This is a genomic window from Cellulosilyticum ruminicola JCM 14822, from assembly GCF_001311925.1.
GTDB lineage: Bacteria > Bacillota > Clostridia > Lachnospirales > Cellulosilyticaceae > Cellulosilyticum > Cellulosilyticum ruminicola.
On the sequence record NZ_BBCG01000098.1, the window covers coordinates 1 to 7116 of the forward strand.

The 7116-nt window shown below is 33.1% G+C and carries 8 protein-coding genes and 2 pseudogenes; 1 reads left to right on the top strand and 9 read right to left on the bottom strand.

Translation table 11 applies throughout. The features are described 5' to 3' along the window. Nucleotides 1-887: 887 nt before the first annotated feature. From JCM14822_RS17355 to JCM14822_RS23305, 8 genes and pseudogenes are all read right to left on the bottom strand, one after another. Nucleotides 888-1948: pseudogene (locus JCM14822_RS17355) on the bottom strand (tyrosine-type recombinase/integrase). A 12-nt stretch (nt 1949-1960) separates the two neighbouring features. Beyond that, nucleotides 1961-2623: a tRNA 2-thiocytidine biosynthesis TtcA family protein gene (locus JCM14822_RS17360; protein ID WP_054743780.1), complete on the bottom strand. Its 663-nt coding sequence runs from the start codon at nt 2621-2623 to the stop codon at nt 1961-1963. Nucleotides 2624-2891: 268 nt separating this feature from the next. Further along, nucleotides 2892-3284 (bottom strand): IS66 family transposase, encoded by a 393-nt coding sequence (locus JCM14822_RS22810; protein WP_054743782.1) that lies wholly within the window; start codon nt 3282-3284, stop codon nt 2892-2894. Next, nucleotides 3281-3463: pseudogene (locus tag JCM14822_RS22815) on the bottom strand (IS66 family transposase); the annotation flags it as partial. The pseudogene JCM14822_RS22815 and the gene JCM14822_RS22810, both read right to left, overlap by 4 nt. A 17-nt stretch (nt 3464-3480) precedes the next feature. Next, nucleotides 3481-3771 carry an IS66 family transposase gene (locus JCM14822_RS22820; protein ID WP_083461546.1) on the bottom strand — a complete coding sequence of 97 codons (291 nt, stop codon included), beginning with the start codon at nt 3769-3771 and terminating at the stop codon, nt 3481-3483. Nucleotides 3772-3850: 79 nt separating this feature from the next. After that, nucleotides 3851-4015, bottom strand: a complete 165-nt coding sequence (locus JCM14822_RS20720; RefSeq protein WP_157047870.1) for an HNH endonuclease signature motif containing protein — start codon at nt 4013-4015, stop codon at nt 3851-3853. 415 nt (nt 4016-4430) lie between these two features. Further along, complete coding sequence (locus JCM14822_RS23300) at nt 4431-4865, bottom strand: reverse transcriptase domain-containing protein (protein WP_054743786.1); 435 nt, start codon at nt 4863-4865, stop codon at nt 4431-4433. Beyond that, on the bottom strand, nt 4813-5142 hold the full coding sequence (locus JCM14822_RS23305) for a reverse transcriptase domain-containing protein (RefSeq protein WP_306307382.1): 330 nt from the start codon (nt 5140-5142) through the stop codon (nt 4813-4815). The genes JCM14822_RS23300 and JCM14822_RS23305 overlap by 53 nt, the downstream gene beginning before the upstream one ends. Nucleotides 5143-6554: 1412 nt before the next feature. On the opposite strand from JCM14822_RS23305, the gene JCM14822_RS17385 reads away from it, so the two are divergent. Continuing rightward, nucleotides 6555-6785 (top strand): hypothetical protein, encoded by a 231-nt coding sequence (locus JCM14822_RS17385; protein WP_054743790.1) that lies wholly within the window; start codon nt 6555-6557, stop codon nt 6783-6785. A gap of 66 nt (nt 6786-6851) precedes the next feature. On the opposite strand, the gene JCM14822_RS20725 is transcribed toward JCM14822_RS17385, so the two are convergent. Next, entirely contained in the window at nt 6852-7007 is a 156-nt protein-coding gene (locus tag JCM14822_RS20725; protein ID WP_172674857.1) for a hypothetical protein, read from the bottom strand. Between the last annotated feature and the right edge of the window lie 109 nt (nt 7008-7116).

Genomic DNA, 7116 nt, shown 5'->3' on the forward strand with positions numbered 1-7116 from the left:
GCTGCTATTGAAACGCTTCAAAAGATAAGCCCTATAGATTTGTCAACTGATAAAATCAAGCTCATTTGTGAGAGAAATATAGAAGCTGAAGGTAAAAGCTATCGTTTAGAACATCGTCAATCATTATTCAAACATGAAGAAGACTAACGTTTATGCCGCGAAAGTTCCTTGACTATGAGGTTTGATATGCCATTCTAGGCAGCACATATCTTCACAGCCATACTTACTTTTAAGTTAGCTGTCTTTGCTGTCTTAAAACATATCAACGGAGGCTCATGGTCAAGGAAACTGTGGAATAAATGTGGATAAGTATAAAAAACAAATAGTTGCTATATACGCTTAATAGCGTACCTTTTCATTTCCTGAAATAGTAAAGATTCATCCCATGAACTTTTGTTAAGAAATCTGAAAATTGTTGTGCGATGTTTTTCAATATTAAATTCATTTACATCTGCAATTTTACCATTAAACCCTTTGAGCATCATAGATGAAATGAATGCGATGATATGTGAGTACTGAGATTTAGAATAAAATAAATCAGGATTTAACTTATTTAGGAATTTGATTATATCCAAAGAATCATTTATAATTAAGTTATTAAACATTTATGTAATCTCCTTATGATTATGGTTTTTGTCGACTTAATTATATCAAGAGATGTCATAAATGTTTTTTATTTTGCTCAAAATCGTACTGGAAAATTATTGGAACTAATTTTGCACGTTTATACTATAGAAGTTTAAAGTCAATGAGTAATAACAAACTAAACACCTTTAATTATGTTGTAGTTCTATTTAGATATAACGTAATTAAAGGTGTTTTCATATTACATAAATTTGATAGCTAAAAACGACAAAACTCCATGGAAAAATTTTTTACCCTTTGATTTATTCTTCTCGTAATTTAATTACAGAAGCAGCATAACGTTTTCTGGCATCATCCATTTGGGCATAATGCTTTTTCGTTGTATTAACATCTTTATGGCCTAATACGTCTGCTACAAGGTAAATATCACCGGTTTCTTGATAGAGCTGTGTACCATAGGTAGCACGGAGTTTATGAGGGGTGATTTTTTGAGACTTGTTACATGTGTACTATACTTTTTAACAAGTATTTGTATGCTGCGTACAGAAATACGTTTGTTTTGCATCGATAAGAAAAGTGGATTATCCAGATCTTTGCAGACTTTTTCTTTACGCTCGCTTATATAGTCTCGTAAAAGCTTTTCTACCTCTTGGCTGAAATAAACGATTGTTTCATTACCACCTTTGCGGGTGATTTTAAGCCCATTATAGTTAAAATCCACATCTTCCATATTAAGTCCTACACATTCTGAAACACGAATACCTGTCCCGAGTAAGACACCTATGAGGGCAAGATCGCGAGACTTTGTACACTCATGATAACGTTTTTGCTTTTCAGTAAGTTGTTCCCCTGATTCTACCACATCTAAAAGTTTAGCAATTTCATCAATTTCTAAACGAATAATTGGCTTTTCATAGATTTTAGGCATATCTACAATGGAGGTTGGGTCATATGTAATGCGTTCTTGTTTATAGAAGTAATGATACATCGTTTTAATAGAAGCGAGTTTTCTAGCTTTGCCATTTTGACCATTTTGATGGGCAACTACTTCATCTGACTCTAATGTTTTTGCTTCATAATAAGATAGATATTCTAAATACATTTCGATTTCACGGGGTTTAATGGATTCTAAGTCCCTTAATGTAATATTTTTAATACTTAGGAGTGCTTTGAATCTATCTAGCTGCTCATATAAGTAATTAAAGAAAATGCGAATATCATAGGCATAAGCCATGCGGGTATTGGCACTTGTTTTATGTTCTAGTCCTCTAAAGAAGTCAAAGATAAAAGGCGGAAGCTCCTGAAGGATCTCCCTTGTCTTAAGGGTTACATATTTTTGCTGATTTTCTTGATAACTCGACATTTGTAAACCTCCTTATTTTGGCCATCCCTGTATTTGGCTACGACTTACCGCACCGAATATATGGTCTTGAACACGTGGAATTTCTTTTTGAATTGCATAAATAAGCTGCTTAATATCTTCACGTTTTGTTTTTCCATCAGCAGGACAAGGGCTTTTAACAACTGGTAAGTTTTCACGTTTTACAAAGCCTTTAATGTCTCCTTCAGGAACATAAATAAGTGGACGAATAATATCAAGTTCTACTTGATCTATATAGGTTTTAGGCGCCATTGTATGTATGCGGCCTTCATAAAGTAATGACATTAGTAAGGTTTGGTTAATGTCATCTTTATTATGTCCTAGTGCAATTTTGTTGCAGCCTAATTTCTTTGCATAATCATATAAAGCACCTTTACGCATTTTAGAGCAGAGAGAGCAAGGATTAGGTTCTTTACGGACATCAAATATAATCTCACCAATCTGTGTCTCAATAACTTCAAAGGGTACTTCTAATTTTTCAAAGAATTGCTTCACACCTGTTAAATTGAAGTTATCAAAACCAAGTGAGACAGTAATTCCTATAATTTCAAATTTCTTTGGATAGAAACGTTGTAATTGACGGAGTGCTAACGCTAAAATCAGACTATCTTTTCCACCAGAAATGCCAATGGCAATACGGTCACCTTCGTTAATCATGTATAGTGATAGGTAACTCTTTGATGTTATCTCCGAGTTTTCCCCCACTTCACACCGTACATGAGACTTTCGAACTCATACGGCGTTCCAACATTGAGTTTATTACTAAATAGTTGAGTTTCCTGCCAAGAGTCTAAATTTATTAACCATAGTGATTTGCTCTAAATTTAATTTAAGTATTTGTAACTGTTCAGCCGCTATTTTAAGCAAAAATAAAATCACATTGATCTGAAAGTGCTTTTCTTTATGCTTTCATCGGACTGATACCTTATTTTTTAGCTGCTCCTAGATATGACATGATTGTCATAAAGTTTTTTGCCCCATCAAGTGTTCTAAAACAACCAGCTACTTTAGTCTTTACTTTTACCATTCGTACATCTCGTTCAGCTTGATTATTATCGAATGGTACATTGAAGTTTTTAGTAAATAGGCATATTGAACCCTCGTTGTCAAAGAGTCTTTCTATAAGAGCTCGGATTTTTCCTTGTCGACCTCTTTTACCTGGTACTTTTTCTGGGATGGGATTGAGTTTTCTAGCTCCCTCTATTATACTCTGATATTCTTTATAGAATTTATGGGTATAGTAATAGTTCAGCTCCTCTTTACTCATAAATACTGCTTTATCTCTTTGTTTTTTCATATCTAGTAGCAGTTCTATCATCTTTGATGCCCACGTCTTTTAAGATGATTTTCTTTGATCCCTGTAAGCTCTCTTAAAAGATGAGCACAACATACGGCGTGAGTTGCAGCATCATACTTCCAATAAGATGACCAACAATCATGAACAGCTATACCTATATAGTTTGAAAGGATACCGCTAGATTCCAATCCTTCATAGCCACGTTTGTCTTCTACTGTTAGATAAGTGTATTTTGAGTTTGAAGCATTATGTACCCAACATGTTTATTATCTACACGTGTTCCTATCTCATCGAAATGAACGATCGGAGAAGCGATCATCTTTTCTTTGATCACATCAATAACAGGAAGAATCTTTTGAGCACATTCAGTCACCATTTTATGAATAGTTCCAGTACTAATAGGTATGCAAAAAAGATTACTTAAAATCTCATGAGTACGATTAATGCTTACCATACCAATCGTATTTAATGCTATAACTAAAGCTTGCAAGTTTTGTCCATATTGCATTGTAGAAGTAATTTAAATGTGGAAATCTAACATAAAAATCATGCTAAAAAACTCGTTTATCCACAGCAAAAAAATATATTTATTCAGCCAACGGCTGAACAGTTACAAGTATTTCTAGATATTTATTAATTGATTCCTCTTTTGTGGCATGAATTAGTTTATGTACGTTACTAGTTATCCATACAAGGTTTTGATACTTATCTGTACCATCTTTATGCCTAGGTAGTATATGGTGACATTCCATTTCTCCTATCTCTAGTTGTTCTTTAGTAACTTTACATAATCCTTGTTGTCATGCCATAAGGGATATTCTGTTGTTGCATTCCTACCGTAGTTGTTTAATAGATATATTACATTTTGTCTAAATCACCACTTACGTATTTGTGAATTGTCTTCCTGCCTTATTCAGTGTACATACAGAATTTCTGATTGAAGGGCAGTGGAATTTTGTGTTTGACTGCATATATCGGAAATAGGGTTATGTCATGTATAGTATACATTTTCACATTGTATCCTTTATAAAACTTTCGATAGGTTTGTGTTTCTTTAATAGTGAATTTCTCAACCTATTTTCAATGGTTTTGCAAACTAAGAAATTTATTTTCCCAACATTGTGTACTTTGTGTTTATTTAGTTATTTAACAACATTATCGACCCTCTTAGAGTCCATTTTGCTTGTATATGTGAATTTGTTTTTTGTGTTCCTTGACTTTGGTTGATACACCTAAAAATTCAGTGTAATTTTTCCTAAGATTAGTCACTTTGAATTTTTCAGGGCTTACTTCTAAACCTAATCTTTCATGTAACCAATTCTTAGTTGCTATAAAGATTTTCTGTGCGGATTTATAATCTTTGCAGAATATCTTAAAGTCGTCGGCATATCTAACAATCCACATTTCTTTTAAATTTGAACGTTTTCTAAGAGTAGCATATTTTGAAGAATAATCTATTCGGTCACTTCTAATTTTTCCATAATCATGTCTGGTTTCAAACCTCTTCCATCGATCGCTTATCCACCAGTCTAACTCATTTAGGACAATGTTAACTAGAAGAGGGGAGAGAATCCCTCCATGTGGTGTTTCCTTTATCTGCAATACCTTCTCCTTGTATTTCGGATTTCAGTATTTTCATTATTATTTTAATGAGATTTTTATCTTGGATACCCATTGCCCACATCTGTTTAATTAGTTTCACATGATTTACGTTATTAAAGAAACCTTTAATATCAATATCTAGCACATAATAAAGGTTCATTATACCCATTAATCTATTTGCTCTTGCAATAGCATGAGAGGTTGACCTATTAGGTCTGAATCCATAACTATGTTTGTGAAATTTTGCCTCGCATATCGGCTCGAGTACTTGTTTTATAGCTTATTGTATCAATCTATCTTCAATGCATGGTATTCCTAGAGGTCTAGTTTTACCATTAAGTTTAAGTATTTCTACACGTCGAACACTCTTGGGGTGATAGTTATCTATCTTATTTTTCATCCTTTTGAGATATGTTTCAGAACCCATATTTTCAATATATGAGATATTCTTTTTATCAGTACCAACGGTTTTAGAACCTTTGTTTTTCTTTACGTTTCTATATGCCAATAGTAGATTGTCATCTGACTTAATAATGTCAATAAAATTAGTGAATTTCTTCCCTTTTTTTCGACTCTGCATATAGTTTGTCAAAGACTTTTTGTATATTATAGTACTTATTATTTCTTAGTTTCTGTTTCTTTAATTTTGATGTTTTGGGACAGTTTTTCAAGTCTACCTTTCGCAAATTATATTTGTTTTGGGTATCTCTTAGTCTTATATAAACCTTGAAAATAACTTACTTATTTTTCATTAGTAACTCAATGTCTGGTGGCTGTCTCTGTGACTCTTATTACAAGAGTCTTTAAATTGGTTTGTGCCACCGCTTTCACTTAGATAAAAGTAGGTTATAGATGTAAGTTTTCTTTTCCCTACTACTATTTCATCGATGGTAAAATCTCCATATTCTAAGCTTCCCTTGTTCCGTTATTGCTATCTTTTATCATATGTCCTTAGGTCGTTGGTATGAGCCTGTAAGCTTGATAGTGCCTTTAACACTATATGGATTTTCATAACTACGACTTTTACTCACCCACACTTACGACGTTTTTCCGTCCTTAGTCATTTCTGACTAAGCCAAGTATAGACCCGTACTTTCCCAACTTCGTCAGTTATCTTTCAAACAATCCTAACCATAGACATTTTATAGACACCCGGCCTATCACTACTCGACCACCTCTGGTTCGCCTTTCCTCAGCATAATCTGTTAGGGTAGCTCTCAGCCGACTTCAACGAGCTTTTAACCCTCTATCATTTACCTAATAGAACGCTAATCGTAGTATCAGTGTAAGTCCTTCGAGTCGTTACTCTCTCATTTGGCTTATCGCAATAACAGTTCTAAGATTTAAGATTAAATTCCTTTTATCTTAGGCAATGCTTTTCACATCGCAACAAGTCGCACCATAGTCTTGAATGGCACGTCGTACGTAGCTTAATAAATGTTGTTCTTTCATCATAATTCCTCCTAGCTTATACGCTATTTGTAATATTTCAATTTATTATAGCATGATTTTTTTAAAAGGTCATTTTAAATTTTTACTTGCAGACAAGTAATTTTTATACATGAGATAATTTCATAATTTTTATCCCTTGATTTTACAATGTTTATATTGCATATAAAAAACAGCCTACCCCGATTCGATATACATTTTAAGCAAATAATCCACATCGAAAGGAGTAAACTGTTAAATATGTATCGACAACAATCTTTAATTACTTTAGACGAATTTTACGAATTAAAACCTCTTACTCAACTTGAGGCTATATTGACTTTTATTAATTTTACATTTTTTCTTAAAATATACCCTGAATCTTTTTCAAGACAAGGTCCTAAAGGCTATTCTAAAAAACAACTTCTTATGGTGCTTATTGCTATGCAAGTAGAACATATTCCAACCATTAAAGCTCTCGTTCATCGGTAATAATAAACCTCCTTTAATTGAGATATACCTAATATATAAGTACCTCACAATTAAAGGGGTTATTTTTTATGCTTCAATAACTAAGTGTTCTCTTTCACTATAGGCTATTTCAATTTTAGTTTTTAACTGTCTTGATAGGTCATCTAACTGTTTACATATGCTAGTAACTTGTTGCTTAGCTGCTAATGCACTGCTTTTTGCCTCTTTAATGCGGTTTTTCATATGCAAATCAGCTAACATGCTAACTCATTTTTCAATTGTTCTAATTCCCACTGCTTTTGCGTGAGTAGAGACTTAGCTGTTGATTCACACATTATTTACACCTAGTATG

Bases quoted from the DNA above. Each gene is read 5' to 3' on its own strand.
- JCM14822_RS22820 (WP_083461546.1), bottom strand. From the start codon at position 3,771: ATGCAATATGGACAAAACTTGCAAGCTTTAGTTATAGCATTAAATACG.
- JCM14822_RS20720 (WP_157047870.1), bottom strand. From the start codon at position 4,015: ATGGAATGTCACCATATACTACCTAGGCATAAAGATGGTACAGATAAG.
- JCM14822_RS17360 (WP_054743780.1), bottom strand. From the start codon at position 2,623: ATGATTAACGAAGGTGACCGTATTGCCATTGGCATTTCTGGTGGAAAA.
- JCM14822_RS22810 (WP_054743782.1), bottom strand. From the start codon at position 3,284: ATGATAGAACTGCTACTAGATATGAAAAAACAAAGAGATAAAGCAGTA.
- JCM14822_RS17385 (WP_054743790.1), top strand. From the start codon at position 6,555: ATGTATCGACAACAATCTTTAATTACTTTAGACGAATTTTACGAATTA.
- JCM14822_RS20725 (WP_172674857.1), bottom strand. From the start codon at position 7,007: ATGAAAAACCGCATTAAAGAGGCAAAAAGCAGTGCATTAGCAGCTAAG.